Raw genomic sequence first — 26,941 nt, forward strand, 5'->3', positions numbered from 1 at the left:
AGGTGCGCACCTTGGCTTTCCAGATGCCGGACCGTGGGGGAGGCCCGACGGGTCCACGGATCAGAGTCGGCCGGCCGTCCCGCCGCGCCCGGACCCTGCTCATGACCTTGGGCGTGCTCGCCGTACTGGCGATGCTCTTTGTCATGTTCGCCGGGTTCTGGACGGACTGGCTCTGGTACCGCTCGGTCGGATTCTCCTCGGTCTTCTCCACCACCCTGTGGACCAAGATCGGTCTTTTCTTCGTCTTCGGCCTGCTGATGGCCGTGGCCGTCGGGCTCAACATCTGGCTGGCGCACAAGCTGCGCCCGCCGCTGAGCGCGATGTCCGTGGAGCAGCAGAGCCTCGACCGCTACCGGATGAGCATCGCTCCGTACAAGAAGTGGGTGCTGCTCGGGGTCACCGCCCTCGTCGGGCTGATCGCGGGCGCCTCGGCCTCAGGGCAGTGGCGCACCTGGCTCCTGTGGGTCAACGGGGTGCCGTTCGGCTCGAAGGACCCGCAGTTCGACAAGGACGTGTCCTTCTACGCGTTCGACCTCCCCTGGTACCGCTTCCTGCTCGGCTTCGGCTTCGCGGCGACGGTGCTGAGCCTGATCGCCGCCGCCCTGGTGCACTACCTGTACGGGGGTCTGCGGATCACCAGCCCCGGTGCACGCGCCACCGCCGCGGCCACGGGCCATCTCTCGGTGCTGCTCGGCATCTTCGTCTCGCTGAAGGCCGTGGCCTACTGGCTCGACCGGTACGGCCTGGCCGTGAAGTCCAGTGACCTGAAGTCGACCGACAACTGGACGGGTCTGAAGTACGTCGACGCCAACGCCTATCTCCCGGCGAAGACGATCCTCTTCTGCATCGCGGTCATCTGCGCGGTGCTGTTCTTCGCCACGCTCTGGCGGCGCACCTGGCAGCTCCCGGTCATCGGCTTCGGCCTGATGGTGCTGTCCGCGATCCTCATCGGCGGCCTGTACCCGGCCATCGTGCAGAAGTTCCAGGTCCAGCCCAACGAGCAGGCCAAGGAAGCGGAGTACATCCAGAAGAACATCGATGCGACGCGTGAGGCGTACGGCATCACCGGGGCGAAAGTCTCGGACTACTCCGGGGTCAGCGACACGAAGGACGCCGCGAAGCTGCGCGCCGACGCGGACACCACGGCGAGCGTGCGGCTGCTGGACCCGAACGTGGTCTCGCCCACCTTCCAGCAGCTCCAGCAGGTGCGTGGCTACTACGGCTTCCCCGGCACGCTGGACGTGGACCGCTACAAGGAGGCGGGCAAGGAGCAGGACACCGTCATCGGTCTGCGCGAGCTGGACATCAACGGTATCCCCGAGCGCAACTGGATCAACGACCACTTCAAGTACACCCACGGCTATGGTGCGGTGACGGCGAAGGGCACGGAGACCAAGTCCGGCGGTGCCCCCGACTTCACCGAGTCCGACCTGCCCACGAAGGGCTTCCTGGGCAAGTACCAGCAGCGCATCTACTACGGCGAGAAGACCTCGCAGTACTCGATCGTCGGCGGCCCGCAGAAGGAGCTGGACTACTCCGACGCGGGCGGCGAGAAGCTGTACAGCTACACGGGCAAGAGCGGTGTGAATCTCTCGAACCCGGTGAACCGTGCGGCCTACGCGGTGGCGTTCAACGAGCCGCAGATCCTCTACTCGGGGGCGATCGGCGAGGGTTCGCGGATCCTGTACAACCGCACGCCCAAGGAGCGGGTGGAGTCCGTCGCTCCGTGGCTGACCATCGACGGTGACGCCTACCCGGCGGTCGTCAACGGCCGGGTCCAGTGGATCGTCGACGCGTACACGACCTCCAACGGCTACCCGTACTCCTCGCGTACGACGCTGGGGGACACGACGGCCGACTCGCTGACCGACGGCCAGCGTGCCGTGGTCGCGCAGCAGAACCAGGTCAACTACATCCGGAACTCGGTGAAGGCGACGGTCGACGCCTTCGACGGCAAGGTGAAGCTGTACGAGTGGGACACCAAGGACCCGGTCCTCAAGACCTGGAAGAAGGCGTTCCCGGGCACGGTGAAGCCGAAGAGCTCGATCGATCCGGACCTGATGCAGCATCTGCGGTACCCGCAGGACCTGTTCAAGGTGCAGCGCGAGCTGCTGACGCGGTACCACGTCACCAACTCCGTGCAGTTCTACAGCGGCAGTGAGGTGTGGCAGGTCCCGGACGACCCGACGAACAAGTCGGGGAACGCGGTGCCGCCGTACTACCTGAGCATGAAGATGCCCGACCAGCAGGCGCAGACGTTCTCGCTGTCGACGACCTTCACCCCGAAGGGGCGGGAGAACCTGGGCGCCTTCATGGCGGTCGACGCGGACGCGAACAGTTCCGACTACGGCAGAATCAGAATCCTCAAACTGCCGTCCAACACCACGGTGTCGGGGCCGCAGCAGGTGCAGTCCAAGTTCAACTCGGACACCGACATCGCCAACGAGATCAACATCCTCAAGAGAGGTGACTCGGAGGTCGAGTACGGCAATCTGCTGACCGTCCCGATGGACGGAGGACTGCTCTATGTGGAGCCGGTCTACGTCCGAGGTGCCGGCACCAACTACCCGCTCCTGAGGAAGGTTCTGGTCTCGTACAACGACCAGACGGCCTTCAGGAACACGCTCGGTGAGGCGCTCGACGAAGTCTTCGGAGAGCAGGGACCGAGTGAGCCGGGCACGACGGAGCCACCGGGCACGGAGCAACCACCGTCCCAGGACCCGACGGTGCGTGAAGCGCTCGACGACGCGCAGAAGGCGTTCGAGGCCGGCCAGAAGGCCCTCGCGGACCAGGACTGGACCGCGTACGGCAAGGCGCAGGGCGACCTCGAGGCGGCGCTGAAGCGGGCTGCGGACGCGGAGGCCAAGGCCGACCAGAAGGGTGACGGGAAGCCGGCCGAGGAGAAGCCGGCCCAGTAGGACAAGTGACAGGGCGCCACCCCGCGCCGTGCTAGTGTTGGGTTCACCGACGCGGGGTGGAGCAGCTCGGTAGCTCGCTGGGCTCATAACCCAGAGGTCGCAGGTTCAAATCCTGTCCCCGCTACGACAGAAGGACCCGGAGTCAACAGACTCCGGGTCCTTCGCTTGTGTGGGGGAACCTGTGTAACGGAGTTTGGCCTGTCGTCGTGTCGGGAAGTCGACAAAACGCCGAAGTGACTTCACTGGCTGCGGTATACCAGGTGTACGCAGGTTGCAGGTGGTGCGACGATGGCCCTTATGGGGGACAAGGCAATTCTGTTGGAATCAGGTCGGTTTGCGGACCCGCCCGGCGACGAGCGGGTCTCCACCCTGCCCGGATCCACCACGACCAGGGAGGACGCCGCCGCCGACATCACCACCGACCCGGCCGCCGGGATGCTGACCTCCCAGGCCGCCGAGGAGGAGGCGCGGCACCGCCGGGCGGCCGAGTCCGGCAGCACCGAGTCGATGAGCGTTCTGGGCGCGCTGCTGCTGCGCCGGGGGGACCTCGACGGCGCCGAGCCCCTGCTGCGCGCCGCGACCAGCGCGGGCGACCGTGCCGGAGCCAACAACCTGGGCGTCCTGCTGCACCAGCGGGGCTACGCGGACGAGGCGGCCGGCTGGTGGCGGATCGCCGCCGTCGCCGGTTCCGCGGCCGCCGCGCATGCGCTCGGCCGCCACTACCGAGAGCGTGGTGACGAGCCGTCAGCCGAGTACTGGCTGCGACAGTCGGCCGAGTCGGGTCACGCGCTGGGCGCGTACGCGCTGGCCGATCTGCTGGAGCACCGCAGCGACATCGGCTCCGAGCGCTGGTTCCGTGCCGCGGCGGACCAGGGGCACCGCGAGGCCGCGTACCGCCTCGCCCGTGTTCTGGACCGGCGGGCCCATGACGTCACGAGCCGCGACGTCGCGCACCACGACGTCATGGGTGCGGAGCTCGGCGACCGGGACGTTGCTCGCCGGAGTGCCGTACGCGGAGAGGACGGACGGGGTCACGTACGCCGGAACGTGGCGGCCGGGGACGGCGGCCTGTCCGAGAGCGGAGCCCCGCCCGAGGACGGCGAGCACCAGGACGTCAGCGACGAGGCGGAGCAGTGGTACCGGCAGGCAGCCGCCCGCGGACACCGGCGCGCCGCGCTCTACTTGGGCACGCTGCTGGAGGAGCGCGGCGAGGCCAAGGAGGCGGGTCGCTGGTACCTCACAGCCGCCAAGGACGGCGAGGCGCGCGCGGCGTGCGCGCTCGGTTTCCTGCTGCGCGACGCGGGGGACACCGACAGCGCCGCCATCTGGTGGCGCCGGGCCGCCCAGGAGGGCGACGGCAACGCGGCCAACGCCCTCGGCGCGCTGCACGCCGACCGCGGTGAGCCGCAGACGGCGGAGCGCTGGTACCGCGCCGCGCTCGACGCAGGAGACGTCAACGGCGCGTACAACCTCGGGCTGCTCTGTGCCGAGCAGGGCCGCACGCCGCAGGCCGAGCAGTGGTACCGCCGTGCCGCCTACGCCGGGCACCGGGAGGCCGCCAATGCTCTGGCCGTTCTGCTGCTGCAGCGCAGCGATGCGGCGGGCGCCGAGCCGTGGTTCTCCAAGGCCGCCGAGGCGGGCAGCGTCGACGCGGCCTTCAACCTCGGGATCCTGCACGCCAGTCGGGACGACGACCGCACCGCCCTGCGGTGGTACGAGCGTGCCGCCGCGGCCGGCCACACCGATGCCGCGCTGCAGGTGGCGATCGCGCTGCTGAGGGACGGCAGCGAACAGGACGCCGAGCGGCACCTGCGGTGCGCGGCAGGCGGCGGCAGCGCCGAGGCCGCCTTCCGGCTGGGTGCGCTGCTCGAGCGGCGCCGGCGCCCCGAGGAGGGGGACGGCGGCACGACGGAGTGCGAGGAGTGGTACGAGCGGGCGGCCGAGCAGGGACACCGCAGGGCGCAGGTGCGCTGCGGGATGATCGCGGCGTTCCGCGGCGACACCGCCGAGGCGGCGCGGTGGTACCGCACCGCCGCCGAGGCGGGCAGCCGCAACGGCGCGTTCAACCTCGGCCTGCTTCTCGCGCGCGAGGGCAGCGAGCCGGAGGCGGCGCTCTGGTGGACCCGGGCTGCGTCGGCGGGGCACGGCCGCGCGGCGCTGCGGCTCGCGCTGCTCGCCGCGCGACGGGGCGAGCTGGCGGAGGCGCAGCACTGGTGCTCGCGTGCCGTCGAGAAGGGGCCGCCGGAGGTCGCCGAGCGTGCGGCCCGCCTGCGGGACGCCCTGCAGCAGGAGCTGACGGCCTAGCGCCCGCGGCCGGGCACCGACGAGCACGGCGCGCCCGCCCACCCGCGTTCCGGGGGTGGGCGCACGCCGTACGTGCCGGTCCCGGAAGCTCAGGCGGAGGGAGCCTCCGAGACGATTTGCGCTGGTCGATGGCGTGCGGCTAGAGTTGGGTTCACCGACGCGGGGTGGAGCAGCTCGGTAGCTCGCTGGGCTCATAACCCAGAGGTCGCAGGTTCAAATCCTGTCCCCGCTACGAGAACGAAGGCCCGGATCCCTCAAGGATCCGGGCCTTCGTCATGCGTGGGTCGCCGGTGGGTGACCGTTGCCGGTGGGTGACCGTACGAGGTGCGGCGACCGGGCGCCCTCGAGCGCCGCTCCGGAGAGTACGGCCCCGGAGCGGTCCAGGGGAACGAGCAGCGGCTCAGGCCGCGCGGCAGCTCGGGCAGAGACCGCGGTAGGTGACCTCGACATTCGAGACGGCGAAACCGAAGCGCTCGTCGTCGGGGAGGTCGGCGAGCGGATTGCCGCCGGGGTGTACGTCACGCACCGTGCCGCACTTCGCGCACACCAGGTGCTGATGCGGGTGGTGCGCGTTCGGGTCGTACCGCATCGCACGGCGGTCCGTGCTGACCTCGAGCACTTCGCCGAGTGTGACGAGCTCGCCCAGCGTGTTGTAGACGGTCGCGCGCGAGATCTCGGGCAGGCGCTCGGCGGCGCGTGCGTGGACCTCGTCGGCGGTCAGGTGGACGTGGTCCCCATCGAGAACCTCGGCCACGACTCGCCGCTGGGCGGTGAGCCGCCAGCCGCGTGCGCGAAGTCGCTCCAGCAGGTCGCTCATGACATTCAGCCTAACAGTGACGGGGACCGGGCCCTGAACGGGTACGGTCTTCGGCATCTTCTTGACTTGGACTAAGTCCAATGTAGGATCGTGTTCGATATTTCGCCAGGGGACCACAAGGGACCAAGGGACAGGACGACTCGCAGGAGGCGCGCGTGACCGTGCAGGCTGAGACGAACGGCCCGCTGACCACGGAGTCCGGTGCTCCGGTTGCGGACAACCAGAACAGTGAGACCGCGGGCCTCGGTGGTCCGGTCCTCGTCCAGGACCAGCACCTGCTCGAGAAGCTCGCCCACTTCAACCGCGAGCGCATCCCGGAGCGCATCGTCCACGCGCGCGGCGCGGGCGCCTACGGCACCTTCACCGTGACCGCGGATGTGACGAAGTACACCCGCGCGGCCTTTCTCTCCGAGGTCGGCAAGCAGACCGAGGTCTTCCTCCGCTTCTCCACGGTCGCGGGCAACCTCGGCTCGGCGGACGCGGTGCGCGACCCTCGCGGCTTCGCGCTGAAGTTCTACACCGAGGAGGGCAATTACGACCTCGTCGGCAACAACACCCCGGTGTTCTTCATCAAGGACGCCATCAAGTTCCCCGACTTCATCCACACCCAGAAGCGCGACCCGTACACCGGCTCGCAGGAGGCGGACAACGTCTGGGACTTCTGGGGTCTGTCGCCCGAGTCGACCCACCAGGTGACCTGGCTCTTCGGCGACCGCGGCATCCCCGCCTCGTACCGCCACATGAACGGCTACGGCTCGCACACCTTCCAGTGGAACAACGAGGCCGGGGAGGTGTTCTGGGTCAAGTACCACTTCAAGACCGACCAGGGCATCAAGAACCTCACCTCGGAAGAGGCCGCCGAGCTCGCCGGTCTCGACGCCGACAGCCACCAGCGCGATCTGCGCGAGTCCATCGAGCAGGGCGCGTTCCCGACCTGGACCGTGCAGGTGCAGATCATGCCCGCGGCGGAGGCGGCCGCGTACCGCTTCAACCCGTTCGACCTGACCAAGGTCTGGCCGCACGAGGACTACCCGCCGATCGAGATCGGCACGCTGGAGCTCAACCGCAATCCGCGCAACATCTTCGCCGAGGTCGAGCAGTCGATCTTCTCCCCGGCGCACTTCGTGCCGGGCATCGGCCCGTCCCCGGACAAGATGCTGCAGGGCCGTCTGTTCGCCTACGGCGACGCCCACCGCTACCGCGTCGGCATCAACGGCGACCACCTCCCGGTCAACCGCCCGCACGCCGCCGAGGCGCGTACCCACGGGCGGGACGGCGTGATGTACGACGGCCGCCACGGCGGTGCGAAGAACTACGAGCCGAACAGCTTCGGCGGCCCGGCCGAGACCGGCCGCCCGCTGTGGCAGCCCACCGCGGTCAGCGGCCCGACGGGTGACCACGTCGCCCCGTTGCACGCCGAGGACGACGACTTCGTCCAGGCGGGCACCCTCTACCGCCTGATGGCCGAGGACGAGAAGCAGCGGCTGATCGACAACCTCGCCGGCTTCATCGCCAAGGTCTCCCGCGACGGCATCGCGGAGCGCGCGATCGCCAACTTCCGCGCTGCGGACGAGGACTACGGCAAGCGGCTCGAGGCCGCGGTCCAGGCCCTGCGCGGCTGACCGCCGCCTGTCGTACGAGGAGCCGGACACCCCGATGGGGGTGTCCGGCTCCACGTCTCGTGCGGGTCGTCCCGTTCCGTGTGGTTCGTTCCGTGCGGGCTGTCCCGTCTCGTGCGGTCGTCTCGTTCCGGTCTCTCGTTACGGCGTTCTCGTCACGGTCGTGGGCGTGCGGCCGCCTCGGTCGGGGGGTCGCGGATCTCCGGGGCCGCTCAGCCCGCCAGTACGGAGGGCTGGGATCCGGCCGGCGCCCAGCAGCGGATGATGTCGCGGACGGAGACGACCCCGACGGGCTCGTGGTCGTCGAGGACGATCAGATGGCGGAATCCGCCGCGGCACATGGCGGCCGCCGCCTCCTCCAGGGTCCATTCGGGGGCCGCGAACACGACGTCCGTCGTGGTGTGCGCGTGTGCCGTCTCCTGGTCGGGGTCCTGTCCTGCGCCTACGGAATTGAGGATGTCGCGCTCGGTGATGATGCCGAGCCCGCTGGTGTCGGTGTCGAGGACCACGGCCGCCCCGACCCTGCGGCCGGCCATCAGCCGGGCCGCCTGGCGGAGCGTATGGGCCGGGCCGATGGTGAGGACCACCGTGCTCATGGCGTCACGGACGAGCATGGATGGAGCCACCTCTTTCGTGTCCGCCTGGACCCTGTGAATCCGCACGCCGCCGACCGGCGCGACAGCTTCCCCGTGCCCGCATTGCCACGTGAAGCGATTCACAAGTTCACAAGCTTGGGGACTCTCATATTCACATGCTCATGGAGCGGCAACAAGGGGGCGTGCGGAGCAGGCGTACGGAGCGCGAACGGATCAGTAGCGCTGATTGAGGTAGCCCAGCAGTTCGTTGTGGAGCAGACCGTTGGACGCGGCGGCGTTCGCGCCGCCCGGTCCGCGGACTCCGTCCAGGTCGGTGAACTCGCCGCCCGCCTCCTGGACGATGATCGCGTTCGCCGCCATGTCCCAGAGCGACAGCTCCGGCTCGGCGCACATGTCCACCGAGCCCTCGGCCACCATCATGTACGGCCAGAAGTCGCCGTACCCGCGCGTCCGCCAGCAGGCGCGGGTCAGGTCGAGGAAGCCGTCGAGGCGCCCCTGCTCCTCCCAGCCGCTGAGGGAGGAGTAGGCGAAGGACGAGTCCTCGATCTTGCCGACCTTCGAGACCCGCAGCCGGGACGCCGAGGTCAGGCTGCGCCCCGTGTACGCGCCCGCGCCCTGTGCCGCCCACCAGCGGCGCCCGAGTGCCGGGGCCGACACCACGCCCACGACCGGCTGGAAGCCGCTGCCGCCGGGCACCATCAGCGAGATCAGCGTGGCCCAGACGGGGACCCCGCGCACGTAGTTCTTGGTGCCGTCGATCGGGTCGATGATCCAGCGGCGCGGGCCCGCACCTTCGCTGCCGTACTCCTCGCCCAGGACGGCGTCGCGCGGCCGTGCGCGCGAGAGCGAGGAGCGGATCAACTCCTCGGCAGTCTTGTCGGCTTCACTCACCGGCGTCAGGTCCGGTTTGGTCTCGACCTTGAGGTCGAGGGCCTTGAACCGTTCCATGGTGGCGGCGTCCGCGGCGTCGGCGAGCACGTGGGCCAGACGCAGATCATCGTGATAGTCGGGCATGGGCGAACAGTATCCAGCGAGGTTCGGACCTACCACACGAGCGTGTCCGTATGGGTGTGATCGTGCTCCGTCGGAGCTATTGACACTCCCCGGCGGTCCGTCAATCCTCGTGCGCACGGCAGGCCATGTGAGCCGCATGGCCGGGGAGGCAACGGTGCCTACTGCGCGTGAATCCCTGCTGAACGCTGCGTTTGCGGCACTCGCGGGGCGGCCGTGGTCCGCTGTGCGGATGGTGGACGTCGCGGCGGCGGCAGGAGTGTCGAGACAGACCCTCTACAACGAGTTCGGCAGCAAGGACGGTCTGGCCAGAGCCCTCGTACGGCATGAGGCGGACCTCTATCTCGCCGGTGTCGACGGCGTGTTGACCGGCGCGCACGGACCGGGGGCGACGGCCCCGGACGGTGACGCCGACCCGGTCGCCCGCCTGGCCGCCGTCGCGGAGTGGACCGTCCGCAGTGCACGAAGAAGCCCTCTCCTGCGCGCCGTTCTGACCGGTTCCTACGGCGAGCGGCTGCCCGCGCCGGTCCGCACGGCGGCCCCCTCGTCGTCGTACGTGCCGGCGCAGCGGCGGGCCGACGCCGTGCCGCCGTCGCCGGGTGAGCTGCTGCGCCAGGTGCGCGAGCGCGCCCTGGCCGTGCTGGAGCGCGACCGGCCCGGCGAGGAGTCGCAACGGCTCGCCCGCGCCTGCGAGGTGGCCGTACGGCTGGCGCTGTCGTACGTGGTGGTGCCCGCCGGGGCGGACGATCCCGCGCTGCTCGTACGGCGCTGTGTGCCGGGTCTGCTGCCGTCGGGCCCGGCGCCCCGGCAGTCCGCGCCGGTGCCCGCCCGCGGCGAGCGTCAGCCCGCTTGAGGCGGCGGCCGGGCCGCGGCGCCCGCCGGACGTGCGCCCGATGCTGCGTCACTCGTGGTGTGCGGCCGCGCGGGTGACAGGGTGTCAGCGGACGCCGCCGGACAACTGCAGCCCCACCACGCCCACGATCACCAGCGTGATCGACACGATCTTCAGGGCGGAGACGAGGTCGCCGAGGAAGATCATGCCGTAGAGAGCGGTGCCGGCCGCGCCGATACCGGTCCAGACCGCGTACGCCGGACCGACGTCCAGGCGCTTGAGGGCGAGCGTCAGCAGTCCGAAGCTGCCGAGGGCGAAGGCGCAGAAGGCGACCGTCGGCCACAGCCGGGTGAAGCCGTGGGAGAGCTTGAGCCCGACCGCGAAGCCGACCTCCAGCAGGCCCGCGACGATCACCAGCAGCCACGCCATGTGTGAGCCTCCCCGTCGGCGACCGCTTTGCCTGTTCTGGCGCGATTATGCCCTTGCCGTCCTGATTGCTGGGCAAACGTCCGGTTATCAGTCTCCCTCGCGCCGCTCACGCGTCGCGAGCAACCGGCGCAGGGAGAACAGCCGGGCCGGGTCCGCGTGCCCCTCCGCCACCCAGGCGTCCAGGGCGCAGTCCTTCTCGTCGTGGCTGCAGGCGCGCGGGCACTCCACGGTGCCCGGTTCGAGGTCGGGGAAGGCGTGGATGACGCGCGAGGGGTCGATGTGGTTGAGGCCGAAGGACCGGACGCCCGGGGTGTCGATCACCCATCCTTCGCCGTCCGGCAGCGGCAGGGCCAGGGCCGATGTGGTGGTGTGACGGCCGCGTCCGGTCACCGCGTTGACGTCGCCCGTCGCCCGCTGGTGGTCCGGTACGAGCGCGTTGACCAGGGTCGTCTTGCCCACGCCCGAGTGGCCGACGAAGGCGGTGATCCGGCCGTTCAGGCGCTCCCGCACACGGTCCGCCGCGGCCCCGTCCACCAGCTCCTCGCGGCTGGTCACCACGAAGCGCACACCCAGCGGCTCGTACGTCTCGAGCAGCGTCTCGGCCGAGGCGAGGTCGGCCTTGGTGAGCACGAGCAGAGGCTCGAGACCGGCGTCGTAGGCGGCGACCAGGCAGCGGTCGATCAGCCGGGGGCGGGGCGGCGGGTCGGCGAGGGCGGTGACGATCGCGAGCTGGTCGGCGTTGGCCACGACCACCCGCTCGTACGGGTCGTCGTCGTCCGCCGTGCGCCGCAGCACCGACACGCGCTCCTCGACGCGGACGATCCGGGCCAGGGTGTCCTTGTCGCCGGAGAGATCGCCGACGATGCCGACGCGGTCGCCGACGACGACGGCCTTGCGGCCCAGTTCGCGGGCCTTCATCGCGGTGATCGTACGGTCCTCGACCAGGCAGGTCAGCCGCCCGCGGTCCACGGTGAGGACGAAGCCCTCGGTCGCGTCCTCGTGCTTGGGCCGGATGCTCGTACGGGGCCTGCTGCCCTTGCGGCCCGGGCGGACCCTGACGTCGTCCTCGTCGGTGTGTTTGCCGTAGCGGCGCATGACCCGACCGCTCTCAGGCTCTCCGCAGGGGAACTCGCCCCGCCGGTTCGCCGAGCATCGCGGTCCACAGGTCGGTGAAGTCGGGCAGGGTCTTGGCGGTGGTGGCGACGTTCTCCACCTCGACGCCGTCGACCGCCAGCCCGATGACCGCCGCGGCCGTGGCCAGCCGGTGGTCGTCGTAGGTGTGGAAGACCCCGCCGTGCAGCGGGCGCGGCCGGATACGCAGCCCGTCGGCGGTCTCGGTGACGTCGCCGCCGAGTGCGTTGATCTCCTTGGTCAGCGCGGCCAGGCGGTCGGTCTCGTGCATGCGCAGATGCGCGACGCCGCGCAGCACCGACTCGGAATCGGCCAGGGCCGCGACCGCGGCGATGCCCGGGGTCAGTTCGCCGACCTCGCCGAGGTCCACGTCGATGCCGGTGATGCGGCCGCTGCCCGTGAACGTCAGCCCCGCGTCGGTGAGTTCACAGGAACCGCCCATTTCGGTGAAGATGCGGCGCAGTGCGTCCCCGGGCTGAGTGGTGCGTTCCGGCCAGTCCGGGATGGTGACCCGTCCGCCGGTGACCAGGGCCGCGGCCAGGAACGGCTGGGCGTTGGACAGATCCGGCTCTACGACCAGGTCCCGGCCGAGCAGCGCGCTCGGCTTGACCCGCCAGACGTTCGGCTCGCCGCCGGACTCCGGGGTGTCCACCTGGGCGCCCGCGGTCCGCAGCATGTCCACGGTCATCCGGATGTGCGGCAGGGACGGCAGGGAGTCGCCGACGTGCCGCACCTCCACGCCCTGGTTGAAGCGCGGCGCGGACAGCAGCAGTGCGCTGACGAACTGCGAGGACGAGGAGGCGTCGATCTCGACCGGTCCGCCGTCCAGCGCCCCGCCTCCGAACACGGTCATGGGCAGCGCGCCGCGGTTGTCGTCGTCGATCCGGGCGCCCAGCGCGCGCAGCGCGTCGATCACGCCGTGCAGCGGCCGTTCGTAAGCCCGGGGGTCGCCGTCGAAGCGGACGGTTCCGTCGGCGAGAGTCGCGACCGGCGGCAGAAAGCGCATGACCGTACCGGCGTTGCCGACGTCGACCGTGGCCGGGCCCTGCAGTCCGGACGGGATGATCCGCCAGGCCTCGCCGCTGCCGGGGGCGCTGCCCGGGCCCGAGGTGGTGCTGGAGACGGTCTCCTCGATGCCGACGCCCAGCGCGCGCAGGCCCTCCGCCATGAGCAGGGTGTCGCGGGAACGCAACGGGCGGCGCAGCCAGCCCGGTTCCGAGGAGAGCGCGGCCAGGACGAGGCCGCGATTGGTGACCGACTTCGATCCGGGCACGGTGACGGTCGCGTCGACGGGGCCGGACGCGAGCGGGGCGGGCCAGTGGGCGGTGTGCACGGGGTTACCGGTCATGGCCTTCACTTTAGTGGTTCACGCAGGACGCAGATCTTGATCAAAATCGGAGAAACCCCCGCGAAATGCAACGGTGGTAGAGGGCGATGGTAGGAGGCGTCACAGCTCCAGCAGCCAGCGCCCGCCGCCGATGAGCGAGCTGATCGTGACGGCGTGGAAGAGGAACAGCCACAGGGCGGCGGGCACGTTGGTGAGCCGCGCGAGCTGGTCCGCGTCGGAGTCGGGCGCTCCGCCCCGGCGGCGCTTCGCCTGGAGTTCGAAGACCGGCCGGACGCCGCCGAAGAGCAGGAACCACACCACGCCGTACGCGAACGCCGCCTGGACGGCGGCCTCGGTGAGCCAGGAGACCAGGAAGAAGGCGGCGCCGGTGACGAGAAGGGTCAATACCCCGTACGCGTTCCTGATCATCACGAGCATCGCGAACAGCAGCACGATCGCGCCCCACAGGAGCAGCGTGATGTGCCCGGCGACCAGTAGCCAGGCCCCGCCCAGGCCCAGCAGGGAGGGCGCGATGTAGCCGGCGGCCGCCGTGAGGACCATGCCGATCCCGGTGGGCTTGCCGCGCGAGACGGTCAGGCCCGAGGTGTCGGAGTGCAGCCGGATGCCGTCCAGGCGGCGTCCGCTGAGCAGGGCGACGAGGCCGTGGCCGCCCTCGTGGGCGATCGTCACGGCGTTGCGGCTCAGCCGCCAGGCGGTCTGCGGCACCACGGCCGCGAGGGCGACGACCGCGGTCACGGCCACGAGCCAGAGCGAAGGGTCCGGCTGCGTGCCTATGACGCGGTCCCACAGATCGCCGATGTGCGTGGTGTCCATGGACGGGCGGCTCCCTCGTGGCGGTACGGATGTGCCGGCGGCGGATACGGCATCGGGCATGTCGTGTCGTCCGCGCGTCGTGGCAGTGTGGCACTTATGTGCGGTCGATACTCAGCGAGCCGGAGACCCGAGGACCTCGTCGGGCTGTTCGACGTGGCGAAGTGGGAGCCCGAGGAGGCCCTCGCCCCGGACTGGAACGTCGCTCCGACGAAGGACGTCTACGCCGTCCTGGAGCGCCGGGACAAGGAGACGGACGACCCCGCCCCGGTGCGCCAGCTGAGGATGCTGCGCTGGGGCCTGGTGCCGTCCTGGGCGAAGACGCCCGAGGTCGGGGTGAAGATGATCAACGCCAGGGCGGAGTCGGTCCACGAGAAGTCCTCGTTCAAGAAGGCGTTCTCCACGCGGCGCTGCCTGCTGCCCGCCGACGGCTACTACGAGTGGGTCACCGCCGGCTCCGAGCGCGCGCTGGAGGAGCAGGGCAAGCGCAAGCGGCCCCGGAAGCAGCCGTACTTCGTGACCCCGGCGGACGGGTCGGTCATGGCGATGGCCGGTCTGTACGAGTTCTGGCGCGACCGGACGCTGCCCCCGGAGCACCCGCGGTCGTGGTGGGTGACCTGCACGGTGGTCACCACCGAGGCGGAGACCACGCCGCTGGCCGGTGCGGAGGAGTCCGGCGGCGACGGGCCGAAGGCGCTGGCCGACATCCACCCGCGGATGCCGCTGGTGCTGCCCCGCGAGCGGTGGGCGGACTGGCTCGACCCCGCGCGGACCGACCCCGACGACCTGCGTTCGCTGCTCGCTGCGCCGCCGGCCGGGATGATGCGGGCGTACCCGGTGTCGACGGACGTCAGCAACGTCCGCAACAACGGTCCCGAACTGCTCGAGGAGCTCGAAGCCCCGCAGGAGGGGACGCTGTTCTGACTTCCCGGTGACGTTCCGCCGTCACTGCGGGGGTGACGTTCCGCCGTCACTTCGGGGGTGACGTTCCCTTCCCGGCCGGGGTGACGGTTCGCCGTCACCACAGGGGTGACGTTCCGTCCCCGGCCGGGGTGACGTTCCGCCGCCCTCCCCGTGTTGGGACGGCGGTGGTGGCCCGGCCGGGGCGTGACCGGCCGGACCCCACCGCCGCGTCTCAGAGCCCGTACCGCTCGCGGGCCTCGCGTACCGCCTCCTGCTTGACCTCGCCGCGCCGGGCCAGCGCCGCGAGCGCCGCGACGACGACGGACCGCGGGTCGACGCCGAAGTGACGGCGGGCGGCGTCGCGGGTGTCGGAGAGGCCGAAACCGTCCGTGCCCAGCGAGTTCCAGTCCTGCGGCACCCACTGGCTGATCTGGTCCGGGACCGCCCGCATCCAGTCGCTGACGGCGAGGACCGGGCCCGGTGCGCCTGCCAGGGCACGGGTGACGTACGGGACCCGGTCCTCGCCCGTGAGCTGCGCCGCGTCACAGGACAGGGCGTCACGGCGCAGCTCGCTCCAGGAGGTCGCCGACCAGACGTCGGCGGCCACACCCCACTCGTCAGCGAGCAGGCGCTGGGCGTCCAGGGCCCAGTGGATGGCGGTTCCGGAGGCCAGGAGCTGGAGGCGCGGGGCGTCGGACTCCGGCGCCCCCTCCACCACGTCGGCCTCCTGGTACCGGTACAGGCCCTTGAGGATGCCGTCCTCGACGTCCGTGCCCTGGGGCATGGGCGGCTGGACCTTCGTCTCGTTGTAGACGGTGAGGTAGTAGAAGACGTCCTCGGCCTCCGGCCCGTACATCCGGCGCAGGCCCTCGCGGACGATCACGCCCACCTCGTAGGCGAACGCGGGGTCGTAGGCGAGCGCCGCCGGGTTGGTGGAGGCGATCAGATGCGAGTGGCCGTCGGCGTGCTGGAGGCCCTCGCCGGTCATGGTCGTGCGTCCAGCGGTCGCGCCGATGAGGAAACCGCGACCCAACTGATCGGCGAGCGCCCACATCTGGTCGGCCGTCCGCTGCCATCCGAACATCGAGTAGAAGATGTAGAACGGGATCATCGGTTCGCCGTGCGTGGCGTACGCGGTGGCGGCCGCGGTGAAGTCGGCCATCGAACCGGCTTCCGTGATCCCCTCGTTGAGGATCTGACCGTTCTGCGCTTCCTTGTAGTAGAGAAGCTGATCGCGGTCGACCGGCTCGTAGGTCTGGCCGAGCGGGGAGTAGATGCCCGCGGTCGGGAACAGGGACTCCATGCCGAAGGTGCGCGCCTCGTCGGGGACGATCGGCACCCAGCGCCGGCCGGTCTCCTTCTCCCGCATCAGGTCCTTGACCAAGCGGACGAAGGCCATGGTCGTGGCGATCTCCTGGGTGCCCGACCCCTTGGCCAGCGCCTCGAAGGGTTTAGCCGACGGCTCGGGCAGCGCCACCGGGTGGACCCGGCGGGCCGGGGCCGGACCGCCGAGCGCGGCCTGCCGCTCCTGGAGGTAGCGGACCTCGGGGGAGTCGGGGCCGGGGTGGGCGTACGGCACCAGGTCCTCGCCCAGGGCGCTGTCGGGGATGGGGAGTTCGAGGAGGTCGCGCATCGCGCGGAACTCCACGCCCGTGAGCTTCTTCATCTGGTGGTTGGCGTTGCGCGACTCGAAGCCGGGACCGAGCGTGAAGCCCTTCACGGTCTGGGCGAGGATCACGGTCGGCGCGCCCTTGGCTTCGACGGCCGCACGGTAGGCCGCGTACACCTTGCGCGGCTCGTGGCCCGCGCGGGAGGTGTGGAAGCAGGCGGCGATCTGCGCGTCGGTCAGCACGTTCGCCATCTCGGCGAGTGCGGGGTCGCTGCCGAAGAAGTGCTCGCGGACGTAGGCGGCGTCCCGGGTGGCGTACGTCTGGAACTGGCCGTCGGGGACCTCGCGCAGCCGCCGTACGAGCGCGCCCGTGGTGTCGAGCGCGAACAGGGCGTCCCACTCCGTACCCCAGAGGGACTTCACGACGTTCCAGCCGGCGGCGCGGAACTGGGCCTCCAGCTCCTGCACGATCTTGAAGTTGGCGCGGACGGGACCGTCGAGCCGCTGCAGATTGCAGTTGATGACGAACGTGAGGTTGTCCAGGCCCTCGCGGCCGGCGAGGGCGAGTGCGGCGGTCGACTCCGGCTCGTCCATCTCGCCGTCGCCGAGGAACGCCCAGACGTGCGAGGCCGAGGTGTCCTTGATGCCGCGGTGCTGCAGATAGCGGTTGAAGCGCGCCTGGTGGATGGCGGAGAGAGGACCGAGGCCCATGGAGACGGTCGGGAACTCCCAGAGCCAGGGCAGCCGCCGCGGGTGCGGGTACGAGGGCAGGCCGTCGCCGCCGGCCTCCTGCCGGAACCGGTCGAGGTGGCCCTCGGTCAGGCGGCCGTCGAGGAAGGCGCGGGCGTAGATGCCGGGGGAGGCGTGGCCCTGGACGAAGAGCTGGTCGCCCGAGCCGTCACCCTCCTTGCCGTGGAAGAAGTGGTTGAAGCCGGTCTCGTACAGCCAGGCCGCGGAGGCATAGGTGGCGATGTGGCCGCCGAGACCGTAGCGGCTGCCGCGGGTCACCATCGCGGCCGCGTTCCAGCGGTTCCAGGCCGTGATCCGGCGCTCCAGGTCCTCGTCGCCGGGCAGGCCGGGCTCGGCGGAGGTCGGGACCGTGTTGACGTAGTCGGTCTCCAGCAGCCTCGGCAGGGCCAGGGCGCTGCCCTCGGCGTGCTCGAGCGTGCGGCGCATCAGGTACGCGGCGCGGTGCGGTCCGGCGGCGCGGGTGACGGCGTCGAGCGAGGCCGCCCACTCGGCGGTCTCCTCGGGGTCACGGTCGGGGAGCTGGTCGAGCCCGCTCGGCTGGTTGCGCACGACGTCGGTCATGGGTGGCCGCCTTCGACTGATGACTGGTCCCTCCTCCGGCCGCGCGTGGGCGGGGAGACGGGACGGTGAGCACGGTCCTGCCGGGGGGTGGGCAGGGCGAGGCCGGTGGGCCCGGGGAGTCAATGTAGATCTGATCGATGATCGATCAAAGTGGGGTGGGCGGAAAACTTCTCCGAACGGCAAAATTGGCATTCCGTGCCATGGAACCCGGCACCCGGTGCCCACCCGGCTGCCCCGGCACGCGGCGCCGGGGCCTGGGAGCCAGGCGGCCCGCAGCCACGCCGCCCCGGCGGACGGTCGCGAGGCGCTCCGCCGCGCCCGCATCTCGGCCAGGCCGCGCGGGCGCTGACGTACGTGGACACGGGGCACAAGCGCCTCCTTGTACCGGGCACGTGGGTCCTGAACCGGACGAGGCACCCGGTCCCGCGTTGCGTGGCGCGGCCACGCGCGGATCTCGACCGGGCCCGCGTACCGCCCGACCGGACCCGCACGTGCACGTCAACTCCCGCCGCCCACCCGGCGGCCGCGGCGCGCGGCCGGCACCGCGGGGCCCAGCCCGGGAATGTGCGTCAGCGCCTGCCCCAATCCGCGGGCGGGGCGCAGGGGGCCCGGGGCCCGTCAGGCGCGGGGCGCGCAGGAGAGGACGTGCTCCTTGACCAGCTCGCCGACCCGCGGGTCCTTGCGGCGGAAGGCGTCCACCACGGCCTCGTGCTCCTCCGCGTACGACTCCTGCCGGGTGCCCAGCCAGCGGATGGAGAGCGCCGTCCACACCTCGATGCCCAGCGACTCCCAGGTGTGCAGCAGGACGCTGTTCCCCGACGCGCGGACCAGCTCACGGTGGAAGGCGACCGTGTGGCGCACCTGCGCCTCCGCGTCGCCCGCGCGGTCCGCCTCGTACAGCGCGGCGACCTCCGGTTCCAGCACGGAGACGTCCGAGCCGAGCACGGGCGCGGCCAGCTCGGCCGCGATCTGCTCCAGACCGGCCCGCACCGGGTAGATCTCCTCGAGGTCGGCGACGGCCAGACTCCGTACGCGTACGCCCTTGTTGGGGGTGGACTCGATCAGCCGCAGCGCCTCCAGCTCGCGCAGCGCCTCCCGTACGGGTGCCTGGCTGACCTCCAGTTCGACGGCGATCCGCCGTTCCACGATCCGCTCGCCCGGCTTCCACCGCCCGCTGATGATCCCCGACACGATGTGCTCGCGGATCTGCTCGCGGAGGGAGTGGACGACGGGTGGGGCCATGGGGGAGCTGCTCCTCGGGAGTCGGCGGGCGCCCCCGACAATACGGCCGGGCCCGGTGCCGGGCGCCCCCGACGGCTCACGGAACGCCTCAGTGACGAGGAACACAGGCGAGGTGCACGGGTGGCGGAGCGGGGCGCGGGACACGGCGTGGGCGTCACGCGGCACGCGGGCGTCCGGCGATGCAGGATGGTGGGGTGATCGAGACCGAGGTTGTTCCCACACCGGCAGGCGACGCGCGGATCACCTGGTGCCGCGGCTCCAGGGAAGCGCGGCAGGTGCTGGCCGTCGGCCACGGCGCGGGCGGCGGCATCGAGGCGCGCGATCTCCAGGCGCTGGCCGGGGTCCTGCCCACGCGCGGCGTGACGGTCGCGCTCGTCGAGCAGCCCTGGCGCGTCGCGGGCAAGAAGGTCGCGCCCGCACCGAAGACCCTGGACGCGGGCTGGAACGCCCTGTGGCCCGCCCTGGAGAAGCCGGGCCTCCCGGTCGTCGCCGGCGGTCGCAGCGCGGGCGCGCGGGTCGCCTGCCGTACGGCGCGTTCGCTCGGCGCCCGTGCGGTGCTCGCGCTGTCGTTCCCCTTGCACCCGCCTGGCCGGCCGGAGAAGTCGCGGGCCGACGAGCTGACCGGGGCAGGGGTGCCCACCCTCGTCGTGCAGGGCGGCCGGGACCCGTTCGGGCACCCGGACGAGTTCCCCGCCGGCACCCGGATCGTGGAGGTGCCGCACGGCGACCACGGGTTCGCCGTCCCCAAGGCGGCGGCCCTGGGCCAGGAGGAGGCGCTCGCCCTGATCGTCGACGCGGTCGCCGAGTGGCTGGACGGACTGCCGGCCGACGGATGAGGGAGATCACTCCGGCGGCGGGGAATGTGCCGGGGCGGGGTCGCGTTGTGCGGGATGTCCTTAGAGATGGCATCAGCAGAGGGAGTCTCCCGCATGGGTTCGATCCAATGCCCGCCCCGTCCGCAGGCCACCGACGTGGTGTGGTCGCAGGTGGCGGTGGCGCAGCCTGCCCTGCACGGAGCGGCGGGCGGAGTGGATCGTCGTCTATCCTCCGATTCGAGCGGATCACCTTTCGGGTCCGCGCAGGCGTTGGAGGAGGTGGGTCCGGTCACCGGCACCGACGAAGGGACCGACGACGGCCGGTCCTCGGAGACGGCCGCCGAGCGCAATGCGCGCTTCGAGCGGGACGCCCTGGGCTTCCTCGACCAGATGTACTCCGCCGCGCTGCGTATGACGCGCAATCCGGCGGACGCCGAGGACCTGGTGCAGGAGACGTACGCCAAGGCGTACGGCTCGTTCCACCAGTTCCGTGAGGGCACCAATCTGAAGGCGTGGCTCTACCGGATCCTGACCAACACCTTCATCAACTCCTACCGGAAGAAGCAGCGCGAGCCGCAGCGCAGTGCCGCCGAGGACATCGAGGACTGGCAGCTCGCGCGCGCCGAGTCGCACATGTCGACCGGGCTGCGTTCCGCCGAGTCGCAGGCGCTCGACCACCTGCCCGACTCGGATGTGAAGGCGGCGCTGCAGGCCATCCCCGAGGAGTTCCGCATCGCCGTCTACCTCGCGGACGTGGAGGGCTTTGCGTACAAGGAGATCGCGGACATCATGGCTACACCCATCGGCACAGTGATGTCGCGGCTGCACCGCGGTCGCCGCCAACTGCGTGGTCTGCTGGAGGACTACGCCCGTGAGCGCGGGCTGGTCCCCGCCGGGGCGGGCGCTGCGTCGACCGAGTCGACCGATCGGAAAGGCGCGGGATCATGAGCTGCGGAGATCCGCACGAGACGGACTGCTCAGAGGTCCTCGACCACCTCTACGAGTTCCTCGACCGTGAGATGCCCGAGGTCGACAGCGCGAAGTTCAAGGAGCACTTCGACGACTGCTCGCCGTGCCTGGAGAAGTACGGCCTGGAGCAGGCCGTCAAGAAGCTCGTGAAGCGCTGCTGCGGTCACGACGACGTGCCGGCCGATCTGCGGTCCAAGGTGATGGGCCGGATCGAGCTCATCCGGGCCGGTGAGGCGGTACCCGAGCAGTCCGTGATGGAGCAGGCGGTGGCCGAGCAGCAGGCGCAGGAGGCGGACGCCTCCGCGCGGGCCACGCGCACCACCGAATCCGCCTGACGGCCCCTGCGGCGCCCCGGCTCACGCGCGAGCGGGCGGGCGCCCTGGCGCGATCCGTGACAGCCACGGGCCTCCGCGCACACGATGTGGATCCGGCCGGACCTGACCGGCCGCCGCGGCTTGTTTCCGGGCGTTTCATCGTCCTCGTGTCACCCGAAGGTGCGAATACGAACGCCTCGGAAGGCCTAATACGCGGATGACCCTTCCCCGGCCCTGATGCGGGCCTATTCTCCCCTTCCTGACGCCTGCGCCGGCAGGAGAACCGGCGCGCGGTGAGCAGGGGGAGGACCTGTCATGCGAGCTGTGCCGCCGGGCGCTCGCGCGTACATCCTGTGCGCCGTGCTCGCCGCCGTGGCCTGCGCCGTGCCCGCGGTGCGCCCCGGAGCCGGGACGCCGTGGACGGTGGTCGGCCTGCTCGCCCTGCTGTACGCGGCGTGCGAGCAGCTCACCCGCTGCCCCTTCATGGGGCATCGCGCGCCCACGGGCATGGGGTCGTTCGTCCCGGTCCTGCTGGCCGGGGCGTATCTGCTGCCGCCGTCGGCAGCCGCTCTCGTGGCCGTGCCCGGGGCGCTGTTCGGCCGTGTGGAGCAGCACCCGGTCTGGCTGCGGCGGGTGTGGCACGCGGCGCAGTTCCCGCTCGCCTCGTACTTCGCGGCGCTGGCCTTCAACGGCGGCGGATTCTCCGGCGGGGTCCCGAACGCCGTGTCGGCCGCGGACTTCCCCTACGCCCTGCTGCCCGCCGCAGCGGGCGCCGTCGCCTTCTGCCTGGTCCTCGCCGTCCTCGACGGCGGGATCCTGATCTTCGCCGAGCGCTGCCCGGCCCGCACCGCGTGGCGCGTCCCCGTGCTCGGCTCGCTCGCCCCCCATCTGGTGCACGGGCTGGCGGGCCTGATGATGGCGGTGCTGTGGCGCAGCCCGTACGGGCCGGTGGCCGCGCTGCTGGTGCTGCTGCCGATGTACGTCTCCTGCTGGGTGTTCGGGCAGTACCACCGGGAGCGCGCGGCTCATCAGGCCACCATCCGGGCCCTGGTCCAGGCCGTGGACATCAAGGACCGCTACACGCGCGGACACGGCGAGCGCGTCGGGCGCGCCTCGGTGATGATCGCCCGCGAACTCGGCATGGACGACGACCGGGTCGAGACGCTCCGGTTCGCCGGGATCCTGCACGACGTCGGCAAACTCGGCGTCCCCACACGGCTGTTGCGCAAGGACGGCCCACTCACCCCTGAGGAGCGGCGGGTCATCGAGCTGCACCCCGAGTACGGGCACGAGATGGTCCGGGGCATCGGCTTCCTGGGGGAGGCGCGCGCGGCGATCCTGCACCACCACGAGCGCCTGGACGGGCGCGGATACCCGTACGGGCTCTCCGGCGCCCGTATCCCCGAGTGCGCCCGGGTGGTCGCCGTCGCCGACGCCTTCGACGCGATGACCTCCACCCGCTCCTACAGGCGCGGGCGGCCGGTGTCCGTGGCGGTCGAGGAACTTCGGCGGTGCGCGGGGGCGCAGTTCGACCCGCGGATGGTGAGGGCGCTGGCCCGCGCGATCGACACCCACGGCTGGCACCCCGCCGTCACCGCGGACCAGACGACGGCCATGGACCCCTGCGGAAACGTGCCCGCACCGGGCCGCGAGACGGCCCGAGCCGAGGGAGCCGGAACGGCGGCGGCCCCGTACTCCGCCTCGGGGCCCGTCCCGGTCGCGGGGGCGGCGCGGCGGCCCGTCGGCTCGCACGGGCAGTCGGCGTCCGGCCGGGCGGACCGAGGAGGTTCCGGGTGAAGGGCAGGCCGTCCCCGGAACGGCCGTCGCGCGGACGGTCGGCCTCGTCCCGGCCCCCTGATCCCGGCTCGGCCTCGGCGTCGCCGGAGGCGGGCCCCGGGGACGGTGGCGAGGCGGCGCCCGGTAGCGGCGCCGCCCCGGATTCCGGCGGGTCCGCGTCCCGGCCGGAGAGCACCGCCGGTGCGGGCACCGAAGCGGGCGAGCGGGACCGGTCCGCCGGATCCTCCGGCGGGATCCCCGGGCCGTCCGGTTCCGAACCGCCGTCCGGCACAGGAGCGTCCGCCGCGCCCCCACCGAGTACAGGACTGTCCGCCAGTTCTGTGTCCTCGCCCCGTACCGGACCGTCCGTTCGTTCCGGACCGCGGGGTTCCGAACCGCCGCCCGCCGAGCGCCTGATGGCGGACTCCGCCGCAGCCGGCCGGACGGGCGGCGACCGCGCCGCGCCCCCGTCCGGGGCCGCCCCGCACGGCGGCCCCGGACACGCGGGACAGGCCGGATCCGCGGCCGAGCGCCACTACGGCGCCCCCGGAGCGCCGTCCGCCGCCGTGCCCTGGGCCGTCCTCGGCGTACGGATCCTCGGAGCGCTGCTCGGGTTCGGCGGATTCGCCTGGACGCTCTGGCACGGGATCCACGAGCCGGGTGCCGCACTGGCCTTCGGGGTCTTCATCACGGTCGGCGAACTCGTCCGCTGGGGCCCCGACGGACGCGAGGCCGCTCCGCTCGGTGCCGCGGGAGCCCTCGCCTACGCGCTGCTCGGCGAGATCGCCGGAACGCCCTCGACGCACGGCGTCCCGCAGGTCGTCACCGTCGTCGGGGCGGCCGCCCTGGCGGGCACGGCACCGCACGTCGCCCTCGGCCGCGGCCCCGTCCTCGACCACCTCGCGCGCCGGATCCTCACCGTCGCGTTCGCCGCCACCTGTTTCCAACCCCTGTACAACTCCGGCTCGTTGGACGAGTTGCTCGGCCAAGGCCCGTACTACGCCGTCCTGCTCGTCCTCCTGCTCGCCCTCACCTCCCTCTCCGACGCCGTCCTGTGCGCGGCCCTCGCGCGGGCCCGTACCGGCTGGCCGTTCGGCCCCTTCCTGCGGGAGGAACTCCGGGCCCTGCTGGGCATCGGCACGGCGATCTGCGCGACCGGGGTGGTGATCGCGCTCGCCGTGGCCGTCGCCGGGCTGTGGGCGCTGCCGGTGTTCTGCGTGCCGCTGCTGCTCACGCAGTTCTCGTTCCGCCGCTACGCGGCTGTGCGCAGCACCTACCGCCAGACGATCGCCTCGCTCGCCCGCGCCACCGAGATCGCGGGTTACACGCCCGCGGGTCACGCCCGCCGGGTCGCCGTCCTCAGCCGGGCGGTCGGCCGCGAGCTGGGGCTCGCCGAGCCCGACCTGACCGTGCTGGAGAACGCGGCGCTGATGCACGACATCGGCCAGCTCTCCCTCGTCGACCCGGTCCCCGCCGGTGCCACCGAGCCGCTGCCGCCCGACGAGCAGCGCCGTATCGCCCTGCTCGGCGGGGCGGTCGTCCGGCAGACCGGGGTTCCGGCGGAGGTCGCGGTGGTCGTCGAGCGCCAGGCCGATCCGTACCGGGAGCAGCCGCTGACGGCCCGCATCGTCCGGACCGTCAACGCCTTCGACGATCTCGCGGGCGGCGGCGGGTGCCTCGGCGGCCCGCTCAGCGCCCTCGAACGGCTGCGGCTCTCCACGGCACGGGACTACGAGCCGCGGGTCGTCGAGGCGCTGGCCCGGGTGCTCGCCCGCGGCGGCGGACCGCCGCCGTAGCGGCCCGGGAGTGATCAGGCCGACAGAGGGGGCCGCGGACGGGCAACAGCCGTCCCTGGAGCCGCAGAACCCGTGGGTAATGAGCGCGTGCCGAGACGTGCATGGTTGGATGCGGAGAAGAGGGGGATTCGGAGTTCACCCGGGTGGCAAGAAGCAGTGGTGAGCGTCCGGATCCGGGCTGAGATCGTGGGCGATGTGTGGCAGGTTGTCCTCAGGGGGAGGGCGGCGCCGGGGACGCCGTACAGGGAGGGACGTCCTGGCCGTCATCGGCCGGCCCGCGTACGGCATACACGGCAACGGACACGGAGCGAATCGGCAGGCGGGAAAACGTGAGGATCTTCGGCAAGGTACGGCACCGTCCCTCCGCCTCGTGGCGGCAGGCGACCGACCGGGCTTTCACCCTGATCGGCGACGGCCGGTACGAGGACGCCGGGGCGCTGCTCACCCAGGCCGCCGATCTCGAACCCTGGCTCTCCGAGTCCTGGTTCAACCTCGCGCTGCTCCACAAGTTCCGGCACGACTGGGAGCAGGCGCGGGCCGCGGGCCTGCGCGCCGTAGCGCTCCTCGACCGCGAGGCCGGTGCTCCGGACTGGTGGAACGTCGGCATCGCCGCGACCGCCCTCCAGGACTGGCCGCTGGCCCGCCGCGCCTGGCAGGCGTACGGGCTGAAGGTGCCCGGCGAGGGCGCCCCGGCCACCGAGCCCGTCGGCATGGAGCTGGGCAGCGCCGCCGTACGGCTCTCGCCCGAGGGCGAGGCCGAGGTCGTGTGGGGCCGCAGGCTCGACCCGGCACGCATCGAGGTGCTGTCCATTCCGCTGCCCTCGTCCGGGCGGCGCTGGGGCGAGGTCGTGCTGCACGACGGCGTGCCGCACGGCGAGCGGGTCACCTCCGCGGGCCCCTCGTACCCCGTCTTCGACGAGATCGAGCTGTGGGCGCCGTCCCCGGTACCGACCTGGGTCGTGCTGCTGGAGGCCGCCGGGGAGAGCGACCGGGACGCCCTGGAGCAGCTCGCCGCCGACGCCGGGTTCGCGGCCGAGGACTGGTCCTCGTCGGTGCGGCTGCTGTGCCGTTCGTGCTCGGAGAGCCGGATGCCCAGCGACGAGGGCGACGGCGAGCCGCATCTGGACCCGCACGACCACAGTGAGCCGGGCCACCCGGGACCGCTCGGGCACAGGACGGCCGGCGATTTGTGGGTGCCGGAGCGCGAGTGCGGGATCGCGGCGCCCTCCGGGCTGGTCCGCGGCCTGCTCGACAGCTGGGTGGCCGACAGCGCGGACACGCGCGCGTGGCGGGACCTCGAAGAGGTCTGCTGACCCGGGGCGGGAGGCGGCCGGGGTACGGCACCCCCGCCGCGAGGTGCACCGTCCCGGCCGCGGGATCCGGCGGGCCCGACGGGAGGCAGGCCCGGGCTCCGGCGACCCGGTCCGCGCGCCCCGTCGCTGCCCGTACCCTGTAGAGCAGCCCTGTCACGGGCATCGCATCAGGCATGAGGAAGGCGTACGGCTCAGATGGCGCAGCAGGAGAGCGGGCAGCAGGTGGCGGACGCCGAGGCACGGTCCTCGGAGTTCACCGATGACACGGTGGACGCCGAGGCACGGGAGCAGGCGCACCGCGAGCGCGGCACCGCCCGTCCGATCACCGTCGTGGGCAACCCGGTGCTGCACCGGCGCTGCCAGGATGTGACCGACTTCGACGAGAAGCTGGAGCAGCTCGTCGACGACATGTTCGCGAGCCAGCGGGCGGCGGAGGGCGTGGGCCTCGCGGCCAACCAGATCGGCGTCGACCGGCGGGTCTTCGTCTACGACTGCCCGGACGACGAGGGCGTGCGGCACGTGGGTGTGATCTGCAACCCGGTGATCGACGAACTGCCCGCCGAGCGCCGCGTCCTCGACGACTCCAACGAGGGCTGCCTGTCGGTCCCCACCGCCTACGCGTCGCTGGCCCGCCCGGACTACGCGATCTGCCGCGGCCAGGACCTCAAGGGCAACCCGGTGGTCGTCGAGGGCACCGGCTACTTCGCGCGCTGCCTGCAGCACGAGACCGACCACCTGAACGGCTACCTCTACATCGACCGGCTCTCCAAGCGCGACCGCAAGGACGCGCTCCGGCAGATGGAAGAGGGCACGCCGCGCTACGAGACGGTCCCCAACGACTGATTCCTGGCTTCGCACCACACGCTCGCACCAGCGGGGCGGCCTCCCTTGAGGCCGCCCCGCTGGTGTCCGATGCGGGCCCGCGCCCGCGATAGCTCGATCTCGCCGCCGTGGCTTGGTGCGGGGCCCGGCTGAGGGCCGGAGTGCCCGAGGGTGCGGCGCACGCCGCCTACCTCGCGCAGCGTCTGCCGAGTGGCCCGACGGATGCCCGGTGATCACTCGTGATCCTGGCGACCAC

At 71.8% G+C, this 26,941-nt stretch carries 21 protein-coding genes and 2 tRNA genes; 14 read left to right on the forward strand and 9 right to left on the reverse strand.

The genetic code is table 11. The annotated features are described in order from the left end of the window. The first annotated feature begins 23 nt into the window (after positions 1-23). The 4 genes from ABZ822_RS02985 to ABZ822_RS03000 all read left to right on the forward strand — a co-directional run bounded on the left by ABZ822_RS02985 (position 24) and on the right by ABZ822_RS03000 (position 5,454). A complete protein-coding gene (locus tag ABZ822_RS02985) occupies positions 24-2,918 on the forward strand; it encodes a UPF0182 family protein (RefSeq protein ID WP_360846985.1) in 2,895 nt (964 codons plus the stop codon). A gap of 50 nt (positions 2,919-2,968) precedes the next feature. After that, positions 2,969-3,042 (forward strand) — tRNA-Met (locus ABZ822_RS02990). A 164-nt stretch (positions 3,043-3,206) separates the two neighbouring features. After that, positions 3,207-5,222 carry a tetratricopeptide repeat protein gene (locus ABZ822_RS02995; protein ID WP_360846097.1) on the forward strand — a complete coding sequence of 672 codons (2,016 nt, stop codon included), beginning with the start codon at positions 3,207-3,209 and terminating at the stop codon, positions 5,220-5,222. A 158-nt stretch (positions 5,223-5,380) separates the two neighbouring features. Then, positions 5,381-5,454, forward strand: a tRNA-Met gene (locus ABZ822_RS03000). A gap of 168 nt (positions 5,455-5,622) precedes the next feature. On the opposite strand, the gene ABZ822_RS03005 is transcribed toward ABZ822_RS03000, so the two are convergent. Continuing rightward, positions 5,623-6,039, reverse strand: coding sequence for a Fur family transcriptional regulator (locus ABZ822_RS03005; protein WP_360846099.1), 417 nt, complete (start codon positions 6,037-6,039; stop codon positions 5,623-5,625). Positions 6,040-6,194: 155 nt separating this feature from the next. Between ABZ822_RS03005 and ABZ822_RS03010 the strand changes: the two genes are divergently transcribed. Next, the gene (locus tag ABZ822_RS03010; RefSeq protein WP_360846101.1) at positions 6,195-7,661 is read left to right on the forward strand and encodes a catalase; all 1,467 of its coding nucleotides are present in this window, start codon (positions 6,195-6,197) and stop codon (positions 7,659-7,661) included. A 209-nt stretch (positions 7,662-7,870) separates the two neighbouring features. Here the strand turns inward: ABZ822_RS03010 and ABZ822_RS03015 are convergent, their stop codons facing one another. Continuing rightward, complete coding sequence (locus ABZ822_RS03015; protein ID WP_360846103.1) at positions 7,871-8,272, reverse strand: CBS domain-containing protein; 402 nt, start codon at positions 8,270-8,272, stop codon at positions 7,871-7,873. 195 nt (positions 8,273-8,467) lie between these two features. Then, positions 8,468-9,268 (reverse strand): histidinol-phosphatase, encoded by an 801-nt coding sequence (gene hisN / locus ABZ822_RS03020; protein WP_360846105.1) that lies wholly within the window; start codon positions 9,266-9,268, stop codon positions 8,468-8,470. Between the two features lie 154 nt (positions 9,269-9,422). Here hisN and ABZ822_RS03025 point away from each other — a divergent pair, with 154 nt between their 5' ends. Further along, positions 9,423-10,118: a TetR family transcriptional regulator gene (locus tag ABZ822_RS03025; RefSeq protein WP_360846107.1), complete on the forward strand. Its 696-nt coding sequence runs from the start codon at positions 9,423-9,425 to the stop codon at positions 10,116-10,118. A gap of 84 nt (positions 10,119-10,202) precedes the next feature. Here the strand turns inward: ABZ822_RS03025 and ABZ822_RS03030 are convergent, their stop codons facing one another. The 4 genes from ABZ822_RS03030 to ABZ822_RS03045 all read right to left on the reverse strand — a co-directional run bounded on the left by ABZ822_RS03030 (position 10,203) and on the right by ABZ822_RS03045 (position 13,818). Then, on the reverse strand, positions 10,203-10,526 hold the full coding sequence (locus ABZ822_RS03030; protein WP_360846109.1) for a multidrug efflux SMR transporter: 324 nt from the start codon (positions 10,524-10,526) through the stop codon (positions 10,203-10,205). An 87-nt stretch (positions 10,527-10,613) separates the two neighbouring features. Further along, the gene (gene rsgA / locus ABZ822_RS03035) at positions 10,614-11,621 is read right to left on the reverse strand and encodes a ribosome small subunit-dependent GTPase A (protein ID WP_360846111.1); all 1,008 of its coding nucleotides are present in this window, start codon (positions 11,619-11,621) and stop codon (positions 10,614-10,616) included. Positions 11,622-11,634: 13 nt separating this feature from the next. Further along, a complete protein-coding gene (aroA, locus tag ABZ822_RS03040) occupies positions 11,635-13,005 on the reverse strand; it encodes a 3-phosphoshikimate 1-carboxyvinyltransferase (RefSeq protein ID WP_360846112.1) in 1,371 nt (456 codons plus the stop codon). A 99-nt stretch (positions 13,006-13,104) separates the two neighbouring features. Then, positions 13,105-13,818: a M50 family metallopeptidase gene (locus ABZ822_RS03045; RefSeq protein ID WP_360846114.1), complete on the reverse strand. Its 714-nt coding sequence runs from the start codon at positions 13,816-13,818 to the stop codon at positions 13,105-13,107. Between the two features lie 96 nt (positions 13,819-13,914). Between ABZ822_RS03045 and ABZ822_RS03050 the strand changes: the two genes are divergently transcribed. Continuing rightward, positions 13,915-14,739, forward strand: coding sequence for an SOS response-associated peptidase (locus tag ABZ822_RS03050; protein WP_360846116.1), 825 nt, complete (start codon positions 13,915-13,917; stop codon positions 14,737-14,739). Positions 14,740-14,950: 211 nt separating this feature from the next. On the opposite strand, the gene aceE is transcribed toward ABZ822_RS03050, so the two are convergent. Then, entirely contained in the window at positions 14,951-17,638 is a 2,688-nt protein-coding gene (aceE, locus tag ABZ822_RS03055) for a pyruvate dehydrogenase (acetyl-transferring), homodimeric type (protein WP_360846118.1), read from the reverse strand. 618 nt (positions 17,639-18,256) lie between these two features. Continuing rightward, positions 18,257-18,880, reverse strand: coding sequence for a GntR family transcriptional regulator (locus tag ABZ822_RS03060; protein ID WP_360846120.1), 624 nt, complete (start codon positions 18,878-18,880; stop codon positions 18,257-18,259). 179 nt (positions 18,881-19,059) lie between these two features. Between ABZ822_RS03060 and ABZ822_RS03065 the strand changes: the two genes are divergently transcribed. The 7 genes from ABZ822_RS03065 to def all read left to right on the forward strand — a co-directional run bounded on the left by ABZ822_RS03065 (position 19,060) and on the right by def (position 26,706). After that, positions 19,060-19,716 (forward strand): alpha/beta family hydrolase, encoded by a 657-nt coding sequence (locus tag ABZ822_RS03065; RefSeq protein ID WP_360846122.1) that lies wholly within the window; start codon positions 19,060-19,062, stop codon positions 19,714-19,716. A gap of 258 nt (positions 19,717-19,974) precedes the next feature. After that, entirely contained in the window at positions 19,975-20,643 is a 669-nt protein-coding gene (locus ABZ822_RS03070) for a sigma-70 family RNA polymerase sigma factor (protein ID WP_360846988.1), read from the forward strand. Next, positions 20,640-20,999: a mycothiol system anti-sigma-R factor gene (gene rsrA, locus ABZ822_RS03075; protein ID WP_360846124.1), complete on the forward strand. Its 360-nt coding sequence runs from the start codon at positions 20,640-20,642 to the stop codon at positions 20,997-20,999. Before ABZ822_RS03070 ends, rsrA begins: the two co-directional genes overlap by 4 nt. Before the next feature lie 294 nt (positions 21,000-21,293). Further along, on the forward strand, positions 21,294-22,775 hold the full coding sequence (locus ABZ822_RS03080) for an HD-GYP domain-containing protein (RefSeq protein WP_360846126.1): 1,482 nt from the start codon (positions 21,294-21,296) through the stop codon (positions 22,773-22,775). Positions 22,776-23,170: 395 nt separating this feature from the next. Beyond that, on the forward strand, positions 23,171-24,550 hold the full coding sequence (locus ABZ822_RS03085) for an HD domain-containing protein (RefSeq protein ID WP_360846128.1): 1,380 nt from the start codon (positions 23,171-23,173) through the stop codon (positions 24,548-24,550). A 329-nt stretch (positions 24,551-24,879) separates the two neighbouring features. Next, positions 24,880-25,863 carry a hypothetical protein gene (locus tag ABZ822_RS03090; RefSeq protein ID WP_360846130.1) on the forward strand — a complete coding sequence of 328 codons (984 nt, stop codon included), beginning with the start codon at positions 24,880-24,882 and terminating at the stop codon, positions 25,861-25,863. A gap of 195 nt (positions 25,864-26,058) precedes the next feature. Further along, positions 26,059-26,706 (forward strand): peptide deformylase, encoded by a 648-nt coding sequence (gene def / locus ABZ822_RS03095; protein ID WP_360846132.1) that lies wholly within the window; start codon positions 26,059-26,061, stop codon positions 26,704-26,706. The last annotated feature ends 235 nt before the right edge of the window (positions 26,707-26,941 follow it).

Source organism: Streptomyces sp. NPDC047108, assembly GCF_040643575.1.
Lineage (GTDB): Bacteria > Actinomycetota > Actinomycetes > Streptomycetales > Streptomycetaceae > Streptomyces.